Here is a 22,793-nt window from a genome sequence, read left to right as displayed (position 1 = left end):
GGTTTAGCATCACGAGGGCGTGAATTGTGAGTATTACTTTTGACAAAGCATTGGGCGTACATCCACAGGCTGTAGCACTTCGACTTTCCCGAGCAGAGTTGCTTTCAGCCAACCTGGCCAATGTCGATACCCCCAACTTTCAGGCTAAAGATATTGATTTTGCCGCTGAGATGCAACGTTCATCGCGCAGTTTTTCACAATCAGCGACGCCGCAGGCGATGTATCGCGTGCCCTATCAGCCCGCGTCTGACGGCAACACGGTTTCGCTAAATGTGGAGCAGGCAGAGTTCGCCAAAAACGCGCAGGACTACCAGATGAGCCTGGCATTTTTAAACATGAAATTCACCGGCCTGAAGCAGGCTATTGAAGGTAAGTAACCCTACGCAGGTAATCACGGAATATGGCTTTTACCGATATTTATCGCGTCTCGGGGTCGGCGATGACGGCGCAAACCGTTCGACTGAACACCATCGCCAGTAACCTTGCGAACGCAGAAACTGCGGCTGCGACCGAAGAGGGGGTTTATAAAGCCCGCCGCCCGGTGTTTGCCGCGATTTACAACAACGACGAACTGATGAACAGCCGCGCCCTGACCGGCGCACGCGTACAGGTGATGGATGTGGTGGAGAGCGGCGACGCCGTTGAACGCTACGAACCCCATAACCCGCTGGCGAATGACAACGGCTACGTCTACTACCCGGGCGTCAACGTGGTGGAAGAGATGGCGGACATGATGTCGGCATCGCGCAGCTTCGAAACCAACGTCGAAGTGCTCAACAGTGTGAAAAGCATGCAGCAAAGCCTGCTGCGACTCGGAGAAGCGTAAGTATGAATGTCGACAACACGACCAGTAACGCCCAGGCGACCTCTTACGACAGCAGCATCGCCAGCAACAGCAGCACCGCATCGGGCATGAATACCCTGTTTATGCAGTTGCTGGTGGCGCAGATCCAGAACCAGGATCCGCTCAACCCGACCGATGGCACCGAATACGTCAGCCAACTGGCGCAGCTTACTCAGGTGCAATCAATGGAGACCATGTCGCAGCTTATGGCCAACAGTTCGGTGCTGATGGACAACCTGCAAACCCTCACCACCGGCAATCTGGTCGGCCAGCATGTGATGGTGCAGAGCGACAGCATCAACAGCGACGGAGAAACGGCGATTGACGGGCGTCTGACGCTGGAACATGCCGCAGGCGTGGTGACGGTGATTGTGAAGGACTCCGCTGGCGTCGAGCACAAAATTGAGTTGGGCAAACAGGAAGCGGGGCAGGTGGATTTCACCATCGACCCGGCGGAAATGGGCCTGAGCGAAGGCAAATATACCCTGAGCGTGGTGACGGATACCGGTGAAGAAGCGGTGCCGATTGAAGTGGGCGGCACGGTCACTAACGTGCGCATTCCGCTCGACGGTAGCTCGACGGTGCTGAACATCAATGGCATTGGCGACATTGCTTACAACAACATTACGCAGTTTGGAACAACCTCGAAAAACAGCGCCTGATGCGCGCTGACGAGATGATGAAACAGGAACTTTTATGAGCTTTAATATTGCCACCACCGGCCTGAACGCCGTAACAGAACAGCTTAACGCGATCTCCAACAACATCGCTAACTCCGGCACCGTGGGTTTCAAATCTGGCCGCGCTGAGTTTTCTTCGCTGTATGCCGAAAGCCAGCCGCTGGGTGTCGGCGTTTCCGGCGTGACGCAGAGCATCACCAAAGGCGGAAGCATCGCTTCCACCGGCAACGCCCTCGATCTGGCGATCAACGGCAATGGCTTCTTTGTGGTACGCGATAGCGCGGGGACGACCGCCTACAGCCGTGCGGGCTATTTCGGTACCGACAGCAGCGGCAACCTGATCAACAACCTGGGTATGTACTTACAGGGGTATCCGGTAGATGCAAACGGCCAGCTTCAGGTGGGTACTGTCGGCAACCTGACCATCAGCAGCGGTTCCATTCCGGCGAAAGCGACCGACAGTCTCGACTTCACCGCCAACCTTGATGCCAACGCGGAAGTGCCGGTCAACGGGACATTCGACCCCAAAGACAACACCTCCTACAACAACAGCTATACCACTCAGGTCTATGACTCACTGGGGCGTGAACATACGCTGAACCAGTATTTCGTGAAAACGGACGATAACACCTGGGAAGTGCACTACTACATGGATGACGCGGAAATCCCGAACAGCACCCAGGAGATGACCTTCTCCGATCAGGGCGTACTGACCAAACCGACCAACCTGACCACCCTGAATATCGATGTTCCGGGCGCGGCTGGGCTGGCTATCGACCTGAGCTATAACGGCACCACCCAGTACGGTTCTGACTTCTCGGTCAGCAAAAACCAGGGCAGCGGCTATGCCTCCGGTGAACGTACCGGGCAGGCGATTGACGCCGACGGCAGCGTTTACGCCACCTTCTCTAACGGCGAGCGCATGTTGCAGGGGCAACTGGTACTGGCGGACTTCGCTAACGCCAACGGCCTTCAGTCGCAGGATGGCACCACCTGGACGCAAACCGCCAGCTCCGGCGCGCCGCTGACCGGTGCTCCGGGTACAGGACTGCTGGGTTCGATCACCGCCGGTGCGCTGGAGCAGTCTAACGTCGACCTGACCTCTGAACTGGTGGGGCTGATGACCGCGCAGCGTAACTATCAGGCTAACACCAAAGTGATCAGCACCAATGACAGCATGATGAACGCACTCTTCCAGGCGGTGTAATGGATCGTTTGATTTTTACCGCCGTGAGCGGCGCATCACGCACGCTGTCGCAGCAGGAGATCCACGCCAACAACCTGGCGAACGTTAACACCCAGGGATTTCGCGGCGATCTTGACAGGGCGATGACCCAACAGGTGAACGGCGAAGGCTACGCCTCGCGTTACATGACGCAGCCGATGCAGGGCGGCGTGGATATGACGCCCGGCGCGGTGCGTGATACCGGGCGCGATCTCGACGTGGCGATTAAGGGCGAGGGGTTGATCGCCCTGAGCCAGGGCAACCGTGAGGTGTATACCCGCAACGGGCAGATTGATGTTAATGCTGATGGTGAACTGTCGATTAACGGTCTGCCGGTGGAAGGGGACAACGGGCCGATTGTCCTGCCGCCGTTCTCCTCCGTGAGCATCGGTGATGATGGGGTGATAACCATTGTGCCTGACGATGGCGATATCGCCGCGCCGGTGGATATTGACCGTATCAAGCTGGTCAATGTGCCCACCGGTGAACTGAGTAAAAACGCTGACGGTTTTCTGGTGACTAACGCGGCGGTCAACCCGCGCGATGAGGACGTGATGATCGCCGCCGGACATCTGGAGAGCGCCAACGTCTCGGCGATTGACGAAATGGTGTCGAGCATTGCGCTCAACCGCCAGTTCGAAGCGCAGATCAAAATGATGAAAGCCGCAGAAGACCTCGCGACGGCGGGCAACCGTCTGATCCGTGGCTCCTGATAATAAGAGAAGGTAGAGAGATGAATCCCGCATTGTGGATCAGTAAAACCGGTCTGGCGGCGCAGGACGCCAAAATGACCGCCATTTCCAACAACCTGGCGAACGTCAATACCACCGGGTTTAAGCGTGACCGCGCCATGTTCGCCGATCTGTTTTATCAGAATCAGCGCACGCCGGGCGGCCAACTGGATCAGAACAACGTCGCCCCGACCGGGATTCAGTACGGTACCGGGGTGAAGATTGTCGGTACGCAAAAAGAGTTTACCGTCGGCAGCATTCAGAACACCGAACAGGCGCTGGATGTGGCGATCACCGGGCAGGGCTTCTTCCAGGTGGAGATGCCGAACGGCGATATCGGCTATACACGCGCCGGTAACTTCCAGAAAACGCCGGACGGTGTGCTAACCAATGCTGCAGGCCTGCCGCTGGTGCCGCAAATTGAGTTGCCGGAGAACGTGAAAGATTTGCAAATCGGCAAAGACGGCACCATCACCGCCACCGTGGCGGGGGAGACCGACCCGGTCGAACTGGGGCAGTTGACGCTGGTGAACTTCGTCAATCCGGCCGGGCTGGAAGCGATTGGCGGCAACCTCTATCGCGAAACCGCCGCCAGCGGTGAAGCGGTGGAAGGCGTTCCGGGTGAAGAGGCATTCGGCCAACTGGAACAGGGGTCGCTGGAAGGCTCTAACGTGCAGGTCGTCGAGGAGATGGTGGATATGATCACCGTTCAGCGCGCATATGAGATGAACGCCAAAATGGTCTCAGCCGCCGACGACATGCTGAAGTTTGTCACCCAGTCGATGTAACGACCGGGCCGTAAAGTGAAAGCGTTATGAAAAAGCAGTGGGTAATGGTTTTGCTGGCACTCTTTTTGTCGGGCTGTGAAAGCCCGGCGTTGCTGGTAAAAAAAGACGATGCGGCCTTCGCGCCGCCGGAAGATATTGTGATGCCGGACGCGCAGGTGCGCGGCGGCGGGTTATATAACAGCGGCTATAACTGGTCGCTGATTCAGGATCGCCGCGCCTATCGCGTGGGCGATATTTTGACCGTCAAACTGGATGAGTCCACCCAGGCCAGTAAACAGGCGAAGACCAATTTCGGCAAAAAGAACGATGTCTCGCTGGGCATTCCGGAAGCGTTTGGTCATTCGGTTGATAAGCTTTCCGCCTCTATCGACGGCAATCGTAACTTTAATGGCAATGCCACCTCGCAGCAGCAAAACAGCCTGCGCGGGGCGATCACCGTGGCGGTCTACAAAGTGCTGCCCAATGGCGTGCTGGCGATCCGCGGCGAGAAGTGGCTGACCCTCAACCAGGGCGATGAATATATGCGCGTCACCGGGCTGGTGCGTGCCGATGACGTCGAGCGTGACAACTCCGTCTCGTCCCAGCGTATTGCGAATGCGCGTATCTCCTATGCCGGACGCGGCGCGCTGAGCGACGCTAACTCTGCAGGCTGGCTGACGCGCTTCTTCAACCACCCGCTGTTCCCGATTTAATGGAGGCTGTGATGCGTAAAGTGGCACTTTTTGCCCTGCTGCTGTGGAGCGTGAATGCGCTGGCGCAACGTCTTGGCGATGTCGTGGATATTCAGGGCGTGCGCGGCAACCAACTGGTGGGGTACAGCCTGGTGGTTGGCCTTGACGGAACCGGCGATAAAAACCAGGTCAAATTCACCAGTCAGTCGGTGACGAATATGCTGCGTCAGTTTGGCGTACAGCTACCGACCAAAATCGACCCGAAGGTGAAGAACGTGGCGGCGGTGGCAATCAGCGCCACGCTGCCGCCGGGCTACGCGCGCGGGCAGAGTATTGACGTGACCGTTTCCTCCATTGGCGACGCTAAAAGCCTGCGCGGCGGTACGCTGCTGCTGACGCAACTGCGCGGTGCCGATGGCGAAGTTTATGCGCTGGCGCAGGGTAATGTGGTTGTCGGCGGCGTAAAGGCGGAGGGCAATAGTGGCTCCAGCGTCACCATTAATACGCCAACCGTAGGGCGCGTGCCGAATGGCGGCTCCGTCGAACGTGAAGTGCCAAGCGATTTCCAGCAGGAACCGATGGTGATGCTGAACCTGAAGCGCCCGAGTTTTAAAACCGCCAATAGCGTGGCGGTGGCGCTTAATAACGCCTTTGGCTCAGGCACTGCCACCGCCCAGAGCGCCACCAACGTGGCGGTACGTGCGCCGATGAGCGCGGGTGAGCGCGTGGCGTTTATGTCGACGCTGGAAGATGTGCAGATCAACGCCGGTAAACAGCCGCCGCGAGTGGTGTTCAATGCGCGCACCGGCACGGTAGTGATTGGCGACGGGGTGGTGGTTCGCGCTGCAGCGGTCTCTCACGGCAACCTGACCGTGACCATCCGTGAATCCTCAAACGTCAGCCAGCCTGGCGCGTTCAGCCAGGGGCAGACGGTAGTGACGCCGGAGAGCGATGTTAACGTCAATCGCGGGAACGGTCAGATGGTGATGATTGCCGCGGGCACCAGTCTGCGCAGCATCGTCAATACCATTAACAGCCTTGGCGCGGCGCCGGACGACACCATGGCCATTCTACAGGCGCTGCATGAAGCGGGCGCGCTGGATGCTGAACTGGTGGTTATCTAATGGTCAATGCGATTAATCGTCAAACGTCAATTCTGCCCGGGGATATTACCGGGCAGGTGAAGGCGCAAAATCTGGAACAGGCGGCAGAGCAGTTTGAAGCGCTGATGCTGCGCTCGATGCTGTCGCAGATGCGTAAAGCCGCTGATGTGCTGGGGGAAGATAACCCGTTCAACAGCAAACAGCAGCGCATGATGCGCGATTTTTACGATGACAAACTCGCTTCAGAGCTGGCTTCGCAGCGCAGTACCGGCATCGCGCAGATGATAATCAACCAGCTTTCGCCGCAGGGAAATACGCCGCTTAAGGATGCGGGCGCTTTGGTCGCTTTAAAAGAGCAGCCCAATGAATTGAAAACGCCCGTCGTCCCGGTGATGCGCGAACAGGAGTAACCCATGAGTATGATTAACATTGCTTACAGCGGTATTCAGGCCGCGCAGGTAGGCATGAACGTAACGTCGATGAACATCGCCAATATGCTGGTGAGCGGCTACAGCCGTCAGGGGGTAGTCCAGAGCGCTATCGGGCCAATGGGCGAAGCCGGGTTAACGCCGGGCAGCGGCGTACAGGTGGATAGTATTCGCCGCATCTCCAGCCAGTATCTGGTTAATCAGGTCTGGCAGACCAACACCAAAGCGAACTATTTCTCGACGGGCAATCAGTACATTACTTCGCTTGAGAAGGTGATTGGTACGGATACCACAAGCCTCGGCAATGGCCTGGATGAGTTTATCAATGCCCTGAGCGAACTGACCCAGACGCCGGAGTCCCCGGCGCTGCGTCAGCAGTTGCTCAATCAGGCGGGCTCGCTGGCAACGCGCTTTAACAGCATGAATAACTTCATCACCAGCCAGAAAGAGTCCATCAATACCCAGCGTAGTGCGATGGTCGATCAGATTAACACCCTGAGCGGCAACATTGCCGACTATAACAAGAAGATCGCCGATATGGAGTCGACCGGCGGTAACGCCAGCGTCCTGCGCGATCAGCGTGACGAACTGGTGAAAACGCTCAGTTCAATGGCGGATGTGAAAGTCAGCGAGGACAAATCCGGCAGCTTCACCGTTTCATTAACTAACGGTCAGCCGTTGGTCAGCGGTAAAACCGCCGGGCAACTGAGCGTGGGCCAGGATGCAAACGGCAACTCCACCTTGACGCTGAAATTCTCCACCAGTGAATTTTCGCTGAACCCGTCCACCGGCGGCCAGTTGGGCGCGCTCTACGACTATGAAACCGGCACCCTCCAGCAGATGAAAGAGTCGGTGCAGGGGATGGCGGAAGCCGTGGCCTCTCTCTTCAATGAGCAACTGAAAAAAGGCTATGACCTCAACGGCAATCCGGGTAAGGAACTCTTTACCTTCGACCCGAGTAACCCGGCCGGTATGTTGCAGGTGAATGACCTCACGCCTGAAGAACTGGCGCTTTCAGGGGCGAAAGATGAGCCCGGCAACAGCGACAACCTGACGGCGCTGATTGAACTGAAAAACCAGAAAACCGATATTCCTGGTTTAGGCAATATGAGCCTGAACGAAGGGGCGGCGGCCATTATCTCGACTATCGGCATCGCCAGCAGACAGAGCACCACGGAAATGGAAGCGGCAGTGGCGGTCAGTGAACAGGCGCAGACCCAGCGCGATAACCTGAGCGCGGTAAATCAGGATGAAGAGGCGATTAACCTGCAAATCTACATGCAGTCTTACCAGGCCAACATGAAGGTTATCTCCACCGGTAATCAGATTTTCACCGACCTGATGAACTTGTTCTAAGCGCCAGAGGAAAAATAGATTATGCGTATCAGTAGTCTCTACAATTCAAATGCCATGCTGTCGCAGATGGGCACCAACAGCACCCGTCTCAGTAAGCTGATGGAACAGATGTCGACGCTCAAGCGCATCAATGTGCCATCTGACGACCCGGTCGCGGCCAGCCGTCTGGTGCAGCTTAACCGCGAACAGTCGGCGATTACTCAGTATCAGAGCAATATCACCAGCCTGAGCGGCGCGCTGGCCATTCAGGAGTCGAACGTGGATGCGCTGAGTAAGCAATTACTCTCTTTGAACGATAAGCTGCTGTCGGCGAACAACAGCACTCATAGCCAGAAGGATATGGCGGGCTACGGCGCGGAAATCGCCTCCATGCTCGACTCGCTGGTGGCGACGATGAACGCGAAAAGCGAGAACGGCAGTTATCTGTTTTCCGGCACCAAAACCGACAGTAAAACCGTGTCGCTGGATGAGAACGGTCAGTATGTTTATGGCGGTAACGACAGCACCCGTGAAACCATTGTCGCCAACGGTGTGACCATCACGGAAAATACCAATATTGCCCAGGCGTTCTCTGAGTCGGGCAACGATCTGGAGATGCTGAATAAGCTGAAGGAACTGAGCGATAAAATGCAGGATCCCAACGCGAATTTTGCCGATTACAAAGATGATATCGATGCGATGCTGGGCTCGGTGAAGAACTCACAGGATAATATTGCGAGCCTGTTTACCGACCTTGGCGGTCGGCAGAATCGCCTGACGTTGCTGGGCGATGCGCACACGGATGTCAGCATGGCGAATCAGCAGCTCGTCAGTGACCTGGCGGATACGGATCAGGTCACCACCTCTGTTAACCTGCAGTTGTATTTGCAGTCAGTTCAGATAACCAATAAGGCTTACAGTATGGTCAGCCAGCTTAACCTGTTCAGTATGTTGTAATCCCTATGCAAGTTGGTTTAAAAACATCATCCCTGACCACCTCCGCGTCCCCGACTACCGGGCGCGGAACTATTGATGCGCCGCAAAGCGTTACCCGCGTTCGTACCCCGGACGCCGTCACGCCGCGCAGCGCTTTCCCGGAGTCGGCGCTACTCTCGCGCCGCCCGATGCGCTACAACGTTCAGCTCAACCAGCAGTTGACCGCGGTTCAGCAGGCGGATAGCTATCTGGCGCAGACGGAAACACAGCTTTTACAGTTGCGGCAATCCTCAATGCGCGGCGATGCGGCGGCGCAGACCAGCGCGCTGCAGAAGCATCTTACCCGGCGTACCCAGCTTTCCGGCGGCACGATTGATCGCCATCTTACTGCGTCGCTGGAGCAGAAAAGCACGGTGAACTTTACCTTGCCGGAAAGCGAAAAGCTGTTAAGCAGTCTGGAAGGCGAGACGCTGGTGTTCTCGCTCGGCGGCCGCCAGCGGGAGATGAGCGCAGTTGCGCTGCCAGCGGAAGCATCACCGCGACAAACGCTCACCCAACTGAATGTCGGTCTCGGAAGATTGGGTATTCATGCCCGCCAGAGCGGGAACGGTCAATTGCTGTTTAGTGTCGATGAAAGCCGCTGGGAACGCGTGAGCCAGCAGCTTACCGTGCGCGGCGAAGGCGAACGTTTCCCTGCGGATTCGTTCACCCTGTTGACGCCGCAGGCGGAGAGCGCGAGCAGCGATGAGATGCTGACGCTGAGTTCTGGCAGGGAAGTCAAACTGCAAAATACTTTAGAGCACATTACCCGTCAGCGCAGCCGCCTGCGTCAGCAGCAGGATCGTGTGGCATCGCGCATTGATGATATGGCGACGGTGTATACGCCAAAACAGGCGCTGGAAACGGCGAAAGGGCTGGGCGATGCGCTGGCGAACAGTGCGAAGAATTTCGCAAAACTGTCGCAGGCGCTGGGCGCTCAGGCTAACGTGCGTCTGGCGACGGTGAAGAATTTGCTGGGGTGAGGGGCAGGGGGCGAGCCCCCTGCGTTATCACTTTTTCAGCGGATACAAAAAGATAGCTCCGCTCTCTCCCACCACTAACGGCTGCGTACCCAGCGACAGCGGCTCCATCCAGAATGTGGTATGCATTAGCTGATCGACCAGACTGTCGATCATTAATGATTGCTGTGCCTTACTGTAGTAAACCGGCGTCAGGTAGAAATAGAGCTTGTTGTTGCGTTTGCTGGCCGGTGTAAAGGTGCCTTTCAGTACGAAGCGGCTGTCGTTTGGGCTGATAATCGTCGCCAGAATCGTGCCGCGCGTGGTTTTCAGGCGCGAGTCGTAAATCTCTTTGCTCTGCGACTTCAGGTCGTAAAACCCCATCTGAAACGTGCCTTCCACGTCTGGGCCGCGCACCATCGACGGTGAGTTCAGCGCTTGCCAGGCGAAAGGCGCGGCTATCAGCAGCAGAATGGCGATGCTCAGCAGCAGATTAACTCTCTGTACAGGTAGCCATTTCATTGAGCTTTCTCCGGGTTTCACGCAGGATTAAATTGTTCAGTTGGTTTGAATCCAGTCGCCAGTGGTAAATCGCCATCACCAGTTGCCGCTTATCGCAAGGGCTGGTCAGGGCGAAGGTATAGTTCAACACAAAATTCTTGTTGCTGAAGTAAACCGTCATTGTCACGGATTGCGTCTTAACCTGCTGATTCAGTGTGTACAGCGAGTCTTTCAGTTTGCTGTAGAGATTATCAGCGCTGTAAGAGAGCTCCCCCGACGGTTCGATCGCATACAAACGGATATTGCTGTAAACGTTGGGCTGCACCTCTTTCGCGGTTAAATGGTCGCCGTCATTTCGCTTTACCAGCCACCAGGTCAGCAGGGCGCTACAGACTACCGCCAGTACCACGATAAGCACAAAAGTGGTGCGGTTAGCCAGCACTGGCGGGGCAGATTCCTTGACCGCACTTTGCACTTCCTCATCCATGACCACAGGCGAGGCTTCAGCCACAGTTTCTTCAGGCGTGTCTGGTTCAACCTCTGGCAGCGGCAGCGCCTCCGGAGGTACATCCACCTCGCTTTCTTCCTTTTCTATAACGCGACAATATTCCGGTTCCAGCAAGTACCCCTTTTTGGGGATCGTTTTGATGATTTTTTGCTGTTTGCCATCATCTTCCAGGGCGGTACGTAGTGCATGAATCGCGTTTGGGAGACTGTTATTACCAATAACGCGTCGTTCCCAAACCAGGTTCGTTAACTCTTCGCGAGTAAAAATTCTTCCTGCATCCTGCATGAGAATATCCAGCAGCTTAAGCTGATATTCTCCAAGGCGCTTCCTTTCTCCGGTAGCTAAATGGAGGATTGATCCTGAAGGAAGGTCAATCAACCAGTTATTGACAGAGCAGTAGCGTTTATTCATCAGTTAATCGATGGCGGTAACCATTCCCATTTAATAAAAATGTAGTGTCATAATTTAGGGCTGGATGTAGTGTTGTTTTGCTGTTAATAAAATGTGAGAGTTATAATGAGCGGTTTCTTATTATAGAAAACAGAGCAGAGATAAACCTTACCTCATAAACAAAAGCGGACAAACATTGATCAAATGTGGAAGGTCTGGCCTCTTCCTTCCGATGTCTGCTACAGGAACAATCGTTTCCTGGGGCTCTTTTTACGCGATAAAAGTGTGACGTGCAACACCTCAAATAGTAAAAAATCTCGTGTGTGATTAATGGATTTGAGTAAAAGTTAATCTCAATAGTTAAATGTTCCTGATGTTATCTGGAATGGTGATTATGTGACATAATTGTTTTTATAATAAATGGTTACCAGTCGTGATTGTAGGGTTTTCAGGCTCAGACAGAAAAAAATAAAAATAATAGTTAAGTCTATTGGTGAAGTGGTCGCTTTTTATTTTAATTATGCTTTTTTCGCTGTTTTTAACAAAAAACGCTGAGATATAGTATTTTTATTATTAGTACGGCTTATCGGATGGTTCCTCTGTTTTTATTTTTACGGGTTGTGAAAGGCTGAAAATAAAATTTAATTTCTGACGTCAGGGGTCGTTTTACTTCATCAGTATCAACATAAATACCTGACAGACAGGTTATCCAGGAGAAAAACAATGTCCCTTTCCATTTTCACCAGTGCTTCCTCTATGGCGTCTACCAACGCGCTGAATAAATCCAACAGCATGCTCTCTACTGCTATGGAGCGTCTGGGCACCGGTAAACGTATTAACTCTGCGGCAGATGATGCGGCAGGTTTGCAGATTGCTACCCGTCTGCAGGGGCAGACCAACGGCATGGCCGTTGCGCAGCGCAACATCTCTGACGCCACTGCACTGCTGCAGACCTCTGAAGGCGCGTTTGATGAAGTGAGCAACATCATGTACCGCATGAAAGACCTGGCAACCCAGGCGGCGAACGACACCAACACCACCGATGACCGCGATGCGATCAATGCGGAAATGAACGACCTGAACGCTGAACTGAAAAACATCATGGACAACACCTCTTACGCTGGTGAGAAGCTGTTCGGCGCGTCCGGTAAGTTTGCCAACACCCTGAACTTCCAGATCGGTTCCTCTTCCGGCGAAACCATGGAAATCAACCTGGGTTCCGAGCTGGGCGCTGGCGCAAGCGGCCTGTTCACCGGTTCTGGCTTCGGTTTTGGCGACTGGAACTCTGCTTCCGGCATCAGCATTACCAATGCTTCTGATGCAAAAGCGCTGATGGGCCAACTGGAAACCGCGCTGAATGACGTCGGCTCCGTGCGTTCTAAAATGGGTGCCAGCATCAACCGTCTGGGCCACACCGCGTCCAACCTGGCGAACATGAAAGACAACACCGAACTGGCGCTGAGCAACATTCAGGATGCGGACTTCGCCAGCGAAGCCTCTTCCATGACCCGTAACCAGATGCTGGCGCAAACCAGCATGTCAATGCTGAAGCAGTCCAACAGCATGTCCAGCATGGTGATGTCGCTGCTGGGTTAATTTCTGCACCTTGTTAACGAAGCCGCCCGCTTTTCCGGGGCGGCTTTTTCGTTTCTGTATGCCCTCTGACAAAAAAAATCGTTATTCATTGGCCCTCGGATTTAATTTTCACAATCACTGTGTCGTTCTTATTAATCAGAGCCACTGAAAACCGATTTATAAAAGGAATACACAATGTCACTGTCAATTTTCACCAGCGCTTCTTCTATGGCGTCCACCAATGCGCTGAATAAATCTAACAGCATGTTGTCTACCGCGATGGAACGCCTGGGCACCGGTAAACGTATTAACTCTGCGGCAGATGATGCGGCAGGTTTGCAGATTGCTACCCGTCTGCAGGGCCAGAGCAACGGCATGGCCGTTGCACAGCGCAACATCGCTGACGCCACTGCACTGCTGCAGACCTCTGAAGGTGCGTTTGATGAAGTGAGCAACATCATGTACCGCATGAAAGACCTGGCAACCCAGGCGGCGAACGACACCAACACCACCGATGACCGTGATGCGATCAATGCGGAAATGAATGACCTGAACGCTGAACTGAAAAACATCATGGACAACACCTCTTACGCAGGTGAGAAGCTGTTCGGCGCGTCCGGTAAGTTTGCCAGCGCGTTGAACTTCCAGATTGGTTCCTCCTCCGGCGAAACCATGGAAGTTGACCTTGGGGCAGAGCTGGGCGCTGGCGCAAGCGGCCTGTTCACCGGTTCTGGCTTCGGTTTTGGCGACTGGGGCTCTGCTTCCGGCATCAGCATTACCAATGCTTCTGATGCAAAAGCGCTGATGGGCCAACTGGAAACCGCGCTGAATGACGTCGGCTCCGTGCGTTCCAAAATGGGTGCCAGCATCAACCGTCTGGGCCACACCGCGTCCAACCTGGCGAACATGAAAGACAACACCGAACTGGCGCTGAGCAACATTCAGGATGCGGACTTCGCCAGCGAAGCCTCTTCCATGACCCGTAACCAAATGCTGGCGCAAACCAGCATGTCAATGCTGAAGCAGTCCAACAGCATGTCCAGCATGGTGATGTCGCTGCTGGGCTAATTTCTCGCCATCTTATTTAAGTCAAAACACCGCTGTATGGCGGTGTTTTTGTATCCGGCAACGCCTTTCCCCTGCCGGAAATGGCGGAAAGAGAGGTTCCTCCCTCTTTGTAACTATCTGATTCTGTTCAATTAAAAAGTTGGCACGTTAGTTGCTACATCAATGTCATGTTGAGAGCGGCGCTCGTGCCTGGAGAATTTTACAATGTCTGATTTTGACCCGACTACGCTTGCCACACAGTTGGCGGGCTATGACATTCTTGCTTTACAGACCTCTATCCAGTCGCAAACCTCCACGCTGTCGGCGCAGAAAAAGGCGCTGACCGCGTTGCGTACCGCGCTGACTGATTTCCGCACGGCGATCAAGGGGCTGAACTCCACCTCCAGCAATGTGCTGAAAAATGCCGTCACCATGAACCAGGAGGGGATCGCGACCATCTCCGCCAGCGCCTCGGCGCGAAAGGGCACCTATAGCCTGAATGTGACGCAACTGGCGTCCGCGCAGCAAAAGGGCTTCAGCGACCTGACGGACGAGGACATTAAAAACGCCAGCGGGACGATGACCATCACCCTGAACGGTGAAAGCCTCGACATTGAAATGGATGGCCTGAACAGCCTGTCCGATTTCGCCAGTGCGGTGAATAAAGCGGATTTCCCGAGCGCCGATGATCCGTTAACCAGCAGCAGCGCGCAGAACGGCGTCACCGCCTCGCTGATGCGGGTGGATGGCAAGGTGCAACTGATGCTGAGCAGCGATCAGAGCGGTGAGAAATATGACATTGCTATCGACACCAGTGGAATGACCAACGTTTCAGAAAATTTCGCCAAAGAAAGCATTATCACTAAGGGTAAAGACGCGAGATTCACACTGGGTGATTCCCCTGACGAATACACCAGTAGCTCTAACACCCTGGACAACCTGGTGGACGGCGTCTCTATCAAGCTGACCGGCACAACGGAAGCGGATAAGCCGCTGGTGATCACGGTCGATACCGATACCACCGGAACCCAGGAGCAGATCCAGGCGTTTATCGATGCCTATAACACCATTAAAACCACTATTTCCGGACTCACCGCCACCGGAAGCGGCACCGACGACCGCGGCGCCTTCGCCGGGGATGCCAGCATCTCGTCGCTCTCTAACGAATTGAGCAACATCCTGCGTCAGACCTTTGGTGATGAAAACATGACCAAATTCGGCATCACTTCTGACAAAGACGGCAAGCTGACTCTGGACGCCGACAAGCTGGAAGAGCAACTGAAGGCAGACCCGCAATCGGTCAACAACTTCTTCAACGGTAACGATGGGCTTATCAAGGCGATGGATAAATCGCTGGATAAGTACCTCAACACCAGCACCGGTCTGTTGAAAGGGCGTCAGGAAACCCTCGATCGCCAGCAGCGCGATATTGATACCAAAACCGAAAAAATGAACACCCGTTATGAGAGTTCCTATAACCGCTATCTCAAGCAGTTCACGCAGTTACAGAAGATCATGACGCAAATGAACAACACCATGAGCATGTTTAGCTAACTCTAAGGGAACCCGAGCGTAATGTACGGTAACGAAAGGGAAGGCTACGGCCTTTACCACCAGGAAGATCTGGCGATTCAGTCGGCGGCAGCAAATCCGCACCAGTTGGTGCTGATCCTGTTCAATGGCCTGATGGATGAACTGGTTCGCGCGAAAAGTCATATCGCGGCGCGTCGCTACGAGCGCAAAGCGCAGAGCATCAATAAATGCATCGATATTCTCAATGCGCTGACCAGCGCTCTCGACTTTGACAAGGGCGGCGAACTGGCGTTAAGCCTTGCCAATCTTTATGACTACTGCGTTTATCGCCTGTATGACGCCAGCCATAAACTCTCTATTGAGATCCTTGAGGAGGTCGAAAAGATCCTCGGCAACATTCAGGAAGGTTGGGAAAAAATGGGTCAAACCGCATGAGTTACCTGTTATCCCTGCAAACCCTGGCGCAGACGCTGCGCCAGGCGACTGCCGACCACCACTGGCCTATGGTACAGCGCATTGACGGTGATATCGCGCAACTGCTCGGCGAGATTCAGGGCAAGGCGCTGAACACCGCGGAACAACAGGCGCTGGAGCACCTGCAACGCATTCATCGCCAGGCGCGAGAGTATTGCATGGGGCAGCTTGAGATTATCGAAGCCAAAATGGCGCGCTCGGTACGCAATCGCGAAGGGGCGACGGCCTACGCGGCATTTATGGATACGGAGGATTTGCGGTGACGGATCTCCTCAATCTTGCCCTGGGCGCGGGTAACACCGCAGGCGTACCCGCACAGGCCGAGCTTATTGGCGGGCAAAGCGTGGTGGCGGAGGCGACCACTGCATCAACGCCGATGGCCTTCAGCGAGGCGTTGTTAAATGTCGTGAATACGCTGATGGTCGGGCAGGGGAAAAGCGCCCCAGGCATGAGCGTCAGCGCGCAGGCTTTGCGCCAGAAAGCGGACGAAAGCGACGATGATCTGACGGCGGCGGACTCCTCGCTGTTGCGGGCAGATGCGCAGCAGCAGCTTCTCGATGCGCTGCTGATGCCGCGCCCGCAGCCGCTCAATCTTGAAACCGCGAGCTCGGGCGATCTCCCGACGGCGGCCACCCTGATTTCGTCGCTCCCGACCGCAGTGGCGGCTCAGGCGCCGATGGTGAAAGGGATGCTCCAGCAGCAACCTGTCGTCAACGCCGACAGCACTTTGCTGAATAAAACGGATGTGCCGCCCGCGCCGCTCCCGGCAGGGCAGCAGCTTGCGCCACAACTGATGACCCTGATGACGGCGGTGACGCCTGAGGTCGCGGCGCAGCCGGTAACGGCGAGTAGCGCCGTAAGCCCGGACGTTCGCCCGACACAGACCAGCACCTTGCAGCTTGATACGGAAGATCCCCGCTGGTCTCAGCAGCTTCAGCGCGTACTGGGTGAGCGCTTACAGGTGCAGGTTAAAAACCAAATCCAGCACGCCACCATCCGTCTTGATCCACCCGATATGGGCAAAATTGATATCTCGCTGCAAATCGATAATGGCCGGATGCAGGTGCAAATTAACGCCAGCCATGCAGAGGTTTACCGCGCTTTACAGCAGACAAGCAACGATCTGCGTCAGAGCCTGACCGAGCAAAACTTCGTTCAGGTTAACGTTCAGGTCTCCTCGCAATCCGGCGGTCAACAACACCATCAGGGCTCGCCTTTTGCCGAACAGCAGGCGGTGATTCAGTCGGCAGCGGAGATTGCCGCAGCCGCAACCGTGCCGGATAACTCGCGTCGTGAAGATGACTCGGTATTACTGACCGTTTAACACAAAGAAACTTATGAATACGAAAACACTTTTATTTGGCGTGATTATCGCCCTGGTGACTGCGGTGATGGCGGCGGGTTTAACCGTCGTTGGCACCCATCTGCTGCGTTCTGATGAGGGCGCAGGCGTACTTACCCAGTGGTTTAGTTCCTCTGAGCCGCAATCGGTGGAGTTTGTCGAGGTGAAGAACCTGGTGATCACCCTGAAAGGGAGCAGCAGTGCGGAGCGTTATCTGCTGCTGGAGCTGAATCTGACCACCAGCAGCCCGGAAAATACCCGTAAATCCGAAGAGATGATCCCGGCTATTCGCGGCGCAACCGTCAGCCTGCTCTCGGACATGAACTACAGCGCGGTGCGCGCGCTCAGCGTAAACGAGTTGCATAACAAGCTGAAGGCGGCCTATGACGCGCGCTTCAGCAGCCTGAATATGAATGTACCGTTTGATGACGTGATCATCAGCAAAATGGTTTTCCAGTGATGAATAAGCCGTAATGGAAATGATGGATTTTATTGCCAGTGAAACGCTGACGGTTGCCGATGAGGCGCGCTATGTCAGCCAGTATCTCCCGCTGGTCAACAAAATAGTGAAGCAACTGGCATACCAGACCAGTAGCGTTATCGACCGCGAAGATATGGAGCAGAGCGCGCTGATGGGGCTACTTAGCTCACTGCGCCGCTACGGTCATCCGGATGAACAGTTCATCGCCTATGCCGCGCCGCGTATTCGCGGCGCGGTACTCGATGAGTTGCGCCAGCTTGACTGGCGTCCGCGTCGTTTGCGCCAGAAAACGCACAAAATCAATGATGCGATCCGCGAAGTCGCGCGTCAGTTGGGGCGTGCGCCGACGTTTGAGGATCTCAATCGCCATCTATCTATTACGGCTGAAGAGTATCAGGAGTATCTGCTGCTGGATTGCGCCAAAGCGCTGGAGAGTCTGGACGAGCTCCTGAGTAATGACGGGCATTCGGCGGCGCTGGACAGTCGTCCGCTAGAGGAAGAGGTCATGATTAGCCGAACGCTTCGCAGCGCGCTGGCAACGCTTGATGAGCGTGAACAACTGATCCTGACCCTCTATTACCAGCACGAAATGAGCCTGAAAGAGATAGCTCTGGTTCTCGATTTGACCGAGGCCAGAGTCTGTCAGCTCAATAAAAAAATCGCGCAGAAAATTCAGTCTTTTTTCCAGAAGTGAAAGTGAAAGGTTTATGCAGAAATTCTTAGGTATTCTCATCATCATGGGTTGTGTCGTCGGCGGTTTTATCATGTCTGGCGGGCATTTAGCCTCGTTCTGGCAGCCGGGCGAAATTATCATCATTCTTGGCGCAGGCATGGGCGCGATGGTACTGGCGAACCCGAAAGCGGTGCTGGCGGAGATGTATCGTCAGTTCCGCGGCATCATGCGCAAAAACGAATACACCCGCGAGTATCAGCGCGAACTGTTGATGCTGCTGTATGAACTGCTGGAACTGGTTCAGGACGGCGGCCTGAAGGTGCTGGACGAACATATTGAATCACCTGCCAACAGCCCGCTGTTCCAGAAGTATCCGTCGATGCTGCGCGATAAAGCGCTGGTGACGTTTATCTCCGATAACTTCCGTCTGATGGCGATGGGCAAGATTAACGAGCATGAACTGGAAGGGATCCTGGAGCAGGAACTCGGCGCAATGGAAGAGAACCTGCTTCAGCCGTCGCGCTCGCTGCAGCGTACCGCAGAAGCGATGCCGGGCTTTGGTATCTGCGCCGCGGTACTGGGCATTATCATTACGATGCAATCCATTGATGGCTCGATCGCCGTGATCGGTGTGAAGGTTGCCGCCGCGCTGGTGGGCACCTTCCTTGGCGTATTCTTCTGTTACTGTCTGATGGATCCGGTGGCGAACGCCATGGAGCAGCGCACCAAAAAGCAGATCTCCGTGCTGGAGTGCGTGCGTACTGTGCTGGTTAACCACGTTGCGGGTAAACCGACGCTGCTGGCGGTGGACGCCGGGCGCAAAATGCTGCCAATGGATTCCAAACCGACGTTTGCCACGCTGGATGGTTGGGTCAACCAGATGACAGGAATGGCGGATGCGTAGTCGGGGTAAAGAGCAACATACCACTATCATTAAACGTTCATCACGTAAGGGTCATGAAGGGTTTCATGGCGGGGCGTGGAAGGTGGCGTTTGCCGACTTCACGCTGGCGATGATGGCGCTGTTTATGGTGCTGTGGATCATGGGCGCGGTGACGGAGGAGGAGCGTAAAGAGATTGTCTCGCTGCTGAATGGGGGTGAAACCATCTTTGAAGGTCACTCACTCACGCCGATTACCCAGAAAGATGCGGGCGGCGAACTGGCGATTGTTGGCAAGCGCGACCCGAAGAAAATGGATACGGAAAATGAAAAAGCGCTGGCGGAACAGGTTAAGCAGGGAGAAAGCCTGGACTCCGTTAACGCGCGATCCAACAGCGAGATTGAGGATCTGGCGCGCATCATTATGCAGATCACCTCTGCCTACGACGCGCAGGCTAACCTGAAGATGGAGATTGTACCGCAGGGGCTGCGCATTCTGGTTTCTGACGATCAGAAGCGCGAGATGTTCCAGCGCAGCAGCGCGATCCTGACACCGTTCTTCAATCGCCTGCTGACCAAATTCGCGCCGGAACTGAATAAAATTGATAACAAAATCATCATCACCGGCCACACGGATGCCACGCGTTTTCGCGATCAGGTGCTCTACAACAACTGGAATCTTTCCGGCGAACGTGCGATGCAGGCACGCACGGTGCTGACCCGCAACGGGCTTGACCCGAATAAGGTGCTACAGGTCAGCGGCATGGCCGATCAAATGCTGCTGGATCCGAAACAGCCGCTGAGCTCTGCCAACCGTCGTATTGAAATCATGGTGTTAACGCACTCCGCCAGCGAATCGCTGTATCAGTTTTTTGGCCAGCACGGTGAAAAAATCATCAAGCCGCTGACCGAGAAAATTTCAAAAAATCCATAATTAAACAGTTATCGCGGTGAAACGTTTTTACTCTTCTTTCCAGTTTGTGCCTCTCCTCCCGGCACTCTTTTTGTTGATGCTGATGTATCCGGGTTGCAGTGACGCCAGGCCGCAGCCGTCATCCGAACGTGCTGAACTGGCACGTAAACAGGCGCGACTGCGGCTGAAGGCCAGCGCTAAAAAGCGTGCCGTCACCGTGCCCTTAACGCCTGAGCAAAAGCGTCGGGAAGCGGAGCAAAAACGGGCGATACGCCTGCAAAACCGCGAAATGCTGGCGATGCACCCGCGCTGGCGGCCCGGGCACGTTGACGCGCTGTGGGAACGCACGCTGGATGAAGATGCACCTGTCACCCGTGAAGCCTTGCAGCGCGCGGCCAAGTTGCGCACGGTGTTGCAGCGCCTGCAAAACCAGCTTGGTAAGCCCTATGTCTGGGGCGGCAAAACGCCCGTCGAAGGCTTCGATTGTAGCGGGCTGGTGTTCTATGCCTATAACGCGGTGCTGGAGCGCAAACTGCCGCGCACGGCGAATGAAATGTATCAGGCCAATCACCTGAAGGCGGTTCGTAAAGACAAACTGCGCAACGGCGACCTGGTGTTTTTCAACATTAACCAGCGCCCCGGTGCCGACCACGTTGGCGTCTACCTTGGCGATGACAAATTTATTGAAGCCCCGCGCACCGGGCTGAAGATCCGGATTAGCCAGCTTTCCGACAATTTCTGGCAATCACACTACCTTGGCGCGCGCCGTATCCTTAGCGATGACGCGGCGCTGTAAAGCATACCCTTTAGATTGAGATATAACCCATGACCGCAACGCGTATGAAATTTGCCATTGATGATGGCTCCACTAACGTCAAAATTAGCTGGATTGACAATGGCACGCTGAAAACCGTCGTTTCGCCGAACTCGTTTCGCAAAGACTGGAAGAGTGCGGCGCTGCTGCGCGGCCAGTCGGTGTACAACTACACCATCGGCACCACCAAATACACCTACGACGCCACCTCCGATAAAGCACTCTCCACCACGCACATCGACTACCAGTATGACGATCTGAACCTGCTGGCGGTGCATCACGCGCTGCTGCAAACCGGTATGGCGCCGTGTGATGTGGAGATTGTGGTGACGCTGCCGATTACCCAGTTCTACAACCCGGACGACTGCCAGCGTAATGAAAGTCGTATCGAAGCAAAGCGCCGTAACCTGATGCGTGAGATTTCACTCAACAAAGGCGAGCTGTTCCGCATTGTGGATGTCCAGGTGATGCCGGAGAGCCTGCCTGCGGCGCTGTCGCATCTGCTGAACTCGAACGTTAATGAGTTTACCAAATCACTGGTGATCGACTGCGGCGGCACCACGCTGGATATGGGGGTGATCGTCGGTGAATTTGATGATGTGTCCGCAATTTACGGTAATAACGAAATCGGCGTGGCGATGGTCACGGACGCGACGCGTAAATTGCTGGCGGCGGCCGACAGCGACTCCAGCTATCTGGTGGCGAACGAACTGATTAAGCGCCGTCATGACATGGCATTTGTCAAAAGCGTGATCAACGATGAGTCGCGCATTGACGATATTCTGGAGCGAGTGGCGATTAAAATTCAGGAACTGGGCGACCAGGTGGCGTATGAAGCGAAGAAGTTCGCCAAAAACCCGAACCGGGTTTATCTGGTAGGCGGCGGGGCGCATCTGATTGAATCCGCCGTGCGCCAGACCTATGCGACCCTTGGCGAACGCGTGGTGACGATTGAAAACCCGCAAAGCGCGCTGTCGCGTGAAATTTGCCTCTATCATGCGGAAAGCGGCGTTGAGCAGGTAGCCGCGCCGCAGATGGTTGAGGTGGGTGACGATGAGTAACAGGCAAATTCGCCGGGTTAATCTCTCCCTGCATTTGTCGCCGGAACATTCGCGCGCGGATCTGCGCGCGATGCTGCACCTGAAAAAGTGGCATGAAGAAACCAATAACGCCGGGGGAAACAGCAGCGATACCAGCATGGAAATCCGTCGTTTTCACCGCAATGTCTATCTGGCCGGGCTGCAGTTGCAGATGCTGAATCCGCAGCTTTGCAGCCATATAGCCGAGTCGATAGGCCGGGAAGCGCTGACGCTGGACGAGCTATGTGCGGAACTGAGCGCAGGGCAGCTACTGCCTGTCGCACCGCCAGAACCGCAGGAGTACAACCCGGAGTTCAGCAAGCAGCAGCTTCGCCAGATGCGCGCGTTGATGTCTGATGCGGCACAGCGACAGCCCAAAGGCGAGGAGGAACTCTCCGCAATGCGCAGCGAAATCGCCCAGCTTAAGGGCTTGCTGGAGCAACAAAATCTGTTGCTGCAACAGTTGCGGATATCCGGACGCGCAGCACCCGCAAGCGTAAAAGCGAGCGGGGCGGAAGAGGTGGATTTGCGCACCCTTGAGAATCAGTCACAGAAGATGAAGCAGATTAAGCAGAAAGGGATATTTTAGGCCACGTCGATCAGTCCCCTCACCCCGGCCCTCTCCCCAAAGGGGAGAGGGGGAAAACCGGCGCAGAACTTAACAACTGTGCACAATCCGTCCCCTCTCCCTTGAGGGAGAGGGTTAGGATGAGGGGGAAATGTGCGCGCTGATGCCCTCACCCCGGCCCTCTCCCACAGGGAGAGGGAGAAAACCAGCGCGGAACTTGACAACTGTGCACAATCCGTCCCCTCTCCCACAGGGAGAGGGAGAAAACCAGTGCGG

Annotated in this window: 27 protein-coding genes; 25 read left to right on the top strand and 2 right to left on the bottom strand. The window is 55.1% G+C overall.

Annotated elements, in window-relative coordinates; genetic code table 11:
- Positions 1-26 precede the first annotated feature (26 nt).
- Genes flgB through VSR74_RS08425 form a run of 12 tightly spaced genes read left to right on the top strand, consistent with a single transcriptional unit; the run spans position 27 to position 9,763 of the window.
- Positions 27-377 (top strand): flagellar basal body rod protein FlgB, encoded by a 351-nt coding sequence (flgB, locus tag VSR74_RS08480; RefSeq protein WP_347794256.1) that lies wholly within the window; start codon positions 27-29, stop codon positions 375-377.
- Between the two features lie 23 nt (positions 378-400).
- Positions 401-826 (top strand): flagellar basal body rod protein FlgC, encoded by a 426-nt coding sequence (flgC, locus tag VSR74_RS08475; RefSeq protein WP_347794255.1) that lies wholly within the window; start codon positions 401-403, stop codon positions 824-826.
- Positions 827-828: 2 nt separating this feature from the next.
- Positions 829-1,506: a flagellar hook assembly protein FlgD gene (gene flgD / locus VSR74_RS08470; RefSeq protein ID WP_347794254.1), complete on the top strand. Its 678-nt coding sequence runs from the start codon at positions 829-831 to the stop codon at positions 1,504-1,506.
- Positions 1,507-1,540: 34 nt separating this feature from the next.
- Positions 1,541-2,731, top strand: a complete 1,191-nt coding sequence (gene flgE / locus VSR74_RS08465; RefSeq protein WP_347794253.1) for a flagellar hook protein FlgE — start codon at positions 1,541-1,543, stop codon at positions 2,729-2,731.
- Positions 2,731-3,462, top strand: a complete 732-nt coding sequence (locus VSR74_RS08460) for a flagellar basal body rod protein FlgF (RefSeq protein WP_347794252.1) — start codon at positions 2,731-2,733, stop codon at positions 3,460-3,462. Before flgE ends, VSR74_RS08460 begins: the two co-directional genes overlap by 1 nt.
- 20 nt (positions 3,463-3,482) lie before the next feature.
- On the top strand, positions 3,483-4,268 hold the full coding sequence (flgG, locus tag VSR74_RS08455) for a flagellar basal-body rod protein FlgG (protein ID WP_231825207.1): 786 nt from the start codon (positions 3,483-3,485) through the stop codon (positions 4,266-4,268).
- A 26-nt stretch (positions 4,269-4,294) separates the two neighbouring features.
- Entirely contained in the window at positions 4,295-4,960 is a 666-nt protein-coding gene (gene flgH / locus VSR74_RS08450) for a flagellar basal body L-ring protein FlgH (protein ID WP_347794251.1), read from the top strand.
- A gap of 11 nt (positions 4,961-4,971) precedes the next feature.
- Positions 4,972-6,063, top strand: coding sequence for a flagellar basal body P-ring protein FlgI (locus VSR74_RS08445; RefSeq protein WP_347794250.1), 1,092 nt, complete (start codon positions 4,972-4,974; stop codon positions 6,061-6,063).
- A complete protein-coding gene (locus VSR74_RS08440) occupies positions 6,063-6,452 on the top strand; it encodes a rod-binding protein (protein WP_347794249.1) in 390 nt (129 codons plus the stop codon). Before VSR74_RS08445 ends, VSR74_RS08440 begins: the two co-directional genes overlap by 1 nt.
- Positions 6,453-6,455: 3 nt before the next feature.
- A complete protein-coding gene (flgK, locus tag VSR74_RS08435) occupies positions 6,456-7,826 on the top strand; it encodes a flagellar hook-associated protein FlgK (RefSeq protein WP_347794248.1) in 1,371 nt (456 codons plus the stop codon).
- A gap of 21 nt (positions 7,827-7,847) precedes the next feature.
- Complete coding sequence (gene flgL / locus VSR74_RS08430; protein ID WP_347794247.1) at positions 7,848-8,762, top strand: flagellar hook-associated protein FlgL; 915 nt, start codon at positions 7,848-7,850, stop codon at positions 8,760-8,762.
- A 5-nt stretch (positions 8,763-8,767) separates the two neighbouring features.
- Positions 8,768-9,763 (top strand): hypothetical protein, encoded by a 996-nt coding sequence (locus tag VSR74_RS08425; protein ID WP_347794246.1) that lies wholly within the window; start codon positions 8,768-8,770, stop codon positions 9,761-9,763.
- Positions 9,764-9,790: 27 nt separating this feature from the next.
- Here the strand turns inward: VSR74_RS08425 and VSR74_RS08420 are convergent, their stop codons facing one another.
- Both VSR74_RS08420 and VSR74_RS08415 read right to left on the bottom strand, forming a co-directional pair.
- Positions 9,791-10,261: a hypothetical protein gene (locus VSR74_RS08420; RefSeq protein WP_347794245.1), complete on the bottom strand. Its 471-nt coding sequence runs from the start codon at positions 10,259-10,261 to the stop codon at positions 9,791-9,793.
- Positions 10,233-11,159, bottom strand: coding sequence for a winged helix-turn-helix domain-containing protein (locus VSR74_RS08415; protein ID WP_347794244.1), 927 nt, complete (start codon positions 11,157-11,159; stop codon positions 10,233-10,235). The genes VSR74_RS08420 and VSR74_RS08415 overlap by 29 nt, the downstream gene beginning before the upstream one ends.
- Before the next feature lie 702 nt (positions 11,160-11,861).
- Between VSR74_RS08415 and VSR74_RS08410 the strand changes: the two genes are divergently transcribed.
- From VSR74_RS08410 to VSR74_RS08350, 13 genes are all read left to right on the top strand, one after another.
- Positions 11,862-12,734 carry a flagellin N-terminal helical domain-containing protein gene (locus VSR74_RS08410; RefSeq protein ID WP_347794243.1) on the top strand — a complete coding sequence of 291 codons (873 nt, stop codon included), beginning with the start codon at positions 11,862-11,864 and terminating at the stop codon, positions 12,732-12,734.
- 174 nt (positions 12,735-12,908) lie between these two features.
- A complete protein-coding gene (locus tag VSR74_RS08405; protein ID WP_347794242.1) occupies positions 12,909-13,781 on the top strand; it encodes a flagellin N-terminal helical domain-containing protein in 873 nt (290 codons plus the stop codon).
- Positions 13,782-13,985: 204 nt separating this feature from the next.
- A complete protein-coding gene (gene fliD, locus VSR74_RS08400) occupies positions 13,986-15,314 on the top strand; it encodes a flagellar filament capping protein FliD (protein WP_347794241.1) in 1,329 nt (442 codons plus the stop codon).
- Between the two features lie 21 nt (positions 15,315-15,335).
- Complete coding sequence (fliS, locus tag VSR74_RS08395) at positions 15,336-15,728, top strand: flagellar export chaperone FliS (RefSeq protein ID WP_347794240.1); 393 nt, start codon at positions 15,336-15,338, stop codon at positions 15,726-15,728.
- Positions 15,725-16,030 (top strand): hypothetical protein, encoded by a 306-nt coding sequence (locus VSR74_RS08390; protein ID WP_347794239.1) that lies wholly within the window; start codon positions 15,725-15,727, stop codon positions 16,028-16,030. The genes fliS and VSR74_RS08390 overlap by 4 nt, the downstream gene beginning before the upstream one ends.
- The gene (locus VSR74_RS08385; RefSeq protein ID WP_347794238.1) at positions 16,027-17,091 is read left to right on the top strand and encodes a flagellar hook-length control protein FliK; all 1,065 of its coding nucleotides are present in this window, start codon (positions 16,027-16,029) and stop codon (positions 17,089-17,091) included. Before VSR74_RS08390 ends, VSR74_RS08385 begins: the two co-directional genes overlap by 4 nt.
- A gap of 13 nt (positions 17,092-17,104) precedes the next feature.
- Positions 17,105-17,569 carry a flagellar basal body-associated FliL family protein gene (locus VSR74_RS08380; protein ID WP_347794237.1) on the top strand — a complete coding sequence of 155 codons (465 nt, stop codon included), beginning with the start codon at positions 17,105-17,107 and terminating at the stop codon, positions 17,567-17,569.
- Between the two features lie 13 nt (positions 17,570-17,582).
- Positions 17,583-18,284: a FliA/WhiG family RNA polymerase sigma factor gene (locus VSR74_RS08375; protein ID WP_347794236.1), complete on the top strand. Its 702-nt coding sequence runs from the start codon at positions 17,583-17,585 to the stop codon at positions 18,282-18,284.
- Between the two features lie 13 nt (positions 18,285-18,297).
- Entirely contained in the window at positions 18,298-19,167 is an 870-nt protein-coding gene (gene motA, locus VSR74_RS08370; RefSeq protein ID WP_347794235.1) for a flagellar motor stator protein MotA, read from the top strand.
- Positions 19,160-20,077 (top strand): putative lateral flagellar export/assembly protein LafU, encoded by a 918-nt coding sequence (gene lafU / locus VSR74_RS08365; protein WP_347794234.1) that lies wholly within the window; start codon positions 19,160-19,162, stop codon positions 20,075-20,077. Before motA ends, lafU begins: the two co-directional genes overlap by 8 nt.
- A gap of 16 nt (positions 20,078-20,093) precedes the next feature.
- On the top strand, positions 20,094-20,852 hold the full coding sequence (locus VSR74_RS08360) for a C40 family peptidase (protein WP_347794233.1): 759 nt from the start codon (positions 20,094-20,096) through the stop codon (positions 20,850-20,852).
- Positions 20,853-20,881: 29 nt separating this feature from the next.
- A complete protein-coding gene (gene parM, locus VSR74_RS08355) occupies positions 20,882-21,931 on the top strand; it encodes a plasmid segregation protein ParM domain-containing protein (protein ID WP_347794232.1) in 1,050 nt (349 codons plus the stop codon).
- Positions 21,924-22,538 (top strand): hypothetical protein, encoded by a 615-nt coding sequence (locus VSR74_RS08350; protein WP_347794231.1) that lies wholly within the window; start codon positions 21,924-21,926, stop codon positions 22,536-22,538. Before parM ends, VSR74_RS08350 begins: the two co-directional genes overlap by 8 nt.
- Positions 22,539-22,793: the final 255 nt, after the last annotated feature.

This window comes from Pseudocitrobacter cyperus, from assembly GCF_039889165.1.
Taxonomy (GTDB): domain Bacteria; phylum Pseudomonadota; class Gammaproteobacteria; order Enterobacterales; family Enterobacteriaceae; genus Pseudocitrobacter; species Pseudocitrobacter cyperus.
This window is presented reverse-complemented; position numbering and strand designations above follow the sequence as displayed.